Source organism: Photobacterium alginatilyticum (assembly GCF_009910675.1).
In the GTDB taxonomy this organism is placed as follows: domain Bacteria; phylum Pseudomonadota; class Gammaproteobacteria; order Enterobacterales; family Vibrionaceae; genus Photobacterium; species Photobacterium alginatilyticum.
The window spans coordinates 1-1,827 of record NZ_RSEJ01000098.1 but is presented as its reverse complement, the minus strand read 5'-3'; the positions used below and the strand labels follow the sequence as shown (position 1 = coordinate 1,827).

The following is a 1,827-nucleotide window of genomic DNA, read 5'->3' as shown; positions in this document are numbered from 1 at the left end:
CGGAGATATAGATAAAATATCTCGACACAGTGGCATCTTRATACCTCCARGAATAGRAAAAAAAAATGACAAAGYATCCAAAAAATTGAAAAATTGGWTCTATGTMCAMCGGATYMCACCGACCAAGAAAAAGTCTTTTGTTTTGGTTCGRCCTGTAATCACATATGAAATAACGGAYGGTATAAATTTAGAAARACTTTTTCCCCTRGATCTATTGCAGGAAAGGGAKAATTTRCAACTTCAAGTTATYAATTATATTCTTTATGGAAACGGCAAACCCATTCGGGGAATTTCKGACACGRGTATTCAATTAGTTCGRACTTGTTTMGTATTGAATTGGGAGCAAGACAAAAAAATTTCTTMTATCGAAGAGGCCCGCGCYTCCTTTGTTGAAATAMGGACAAATGGTTTGATGCGAGATTTTCTAAGAATTGAYTTAGTCAAATCCTCTATTTCGKATACTMGAAAAAGAAATGACCTTTCMGATTCYRGATTGATCCCTRATAATGRATCMGATCGMACCAMTATMAATCCATTTTCTTCCACTTTTTTGTATTCCAAGATACAGATTCAACAATCCCTTAACCAAAATCACGGAACTATTCATACGTTATTGAATAGAAATAAGGACTGTCAAGCTTTGATAATTTTGTCATCATCCARCTGTTTTCGAATGGATCCGTTCAATGATGTAAAATCATTCAATGTGATAAAAGAATCAATAAAAAAAAATGACCTAATGCCAATTAGGAATTCGATGGGCCCCTTAGGAATAGCTTTTAAAATTGCGAATTTTTATGAATTTTCCTGGTTGATAACTTATAATCATATCCCCACTACATATTTAAAATTTGACAATTTGAAACAGACTTTTCAAGTACTTAAATATTATTTAATGGATGAAAATAGGAAAATTTATAATMCCGATCCATGTAGTAACACCYTTTTKMATCCATTMAATTTGAATTGGTATTTTCKCCATCACAATTATTGTGAAAAGGCATCTACAAAAATAAGTCTTGGACAGTTTATTTGTGAAAATTCATGTATMGAYAAAAATGAACCACACCTAAAATCGGGTCAAGTTMTAMTTRTTCAAGTTGACTCTSTAGTAATACGMTCWKCTAAGCCCTATTTRGCCACKCCRGGAGCAACWGTTCRTGGCCATTATGGWGAAATCYTKTAYGAAGGAGATACKTTARTTACATTTATATATGAAAARTCGAGATCYGGTGATATAACMCARGGKCTTCCAAAAGTRGAACAGGTATTAGAAGTGCGTTCAATTGAKTCAATATCRATGAATCTAGAAAAGAGRRTTGAGGRTTGGAACGACTGTATAACAAGAATTCTTGGCATTCCTTGGGGATTCKTSATTGGCGCTGAGCTAACTATAGTGCAAAGTCGTATCTCTTTAGTTAATAAGATCCAAAAGGTTTATCGATCCCAGGGGGTGCAAATMCATAATAGGCATATMGAAATTATTGTACGTCAAATAACATCAAAAGTGCTGGTTTCAGAAGATGGAATGTCTAATGTTTTTTCACCCGGMGAGCTAATTGGATTGTTGAGAGCGGAACGAATGGGRCGTGCTTTAGAAGAAGCAATCTGTTACCGAGCRATCTTATTGGGAATAACAAGAGCATCTCTGAATACTCAAAGTTTCATATCTGAAGCGAGTTTTCAAGAAACTGCCCGAGTTTTAGCAAAAGCGGCTCTMCGGGGTCGTATCGATTGGTTAAAAGGCTTAAAAGAGAATGTAGTTATGGGGGGAATGATTCCCGTCGGTACCGGTTTCAAAGGATTAATGTCCCTTTCAAGGCAACA

1 protein-coding gene is annotated in these 1,827 nt (G+C 35.2%); it reads left to right on the top strand.

What is annotated here, in order from left to right:
- Window positions 1–412: 412 nt before the first annotated feature.
- Window positions 413–1,827 (top strand): hypothetical protein (locus tag EIZ48_RS31380; protein ID WP_500690618.1); only part of this gene is annotated, 1,415 nt, incomplete at its 3' end.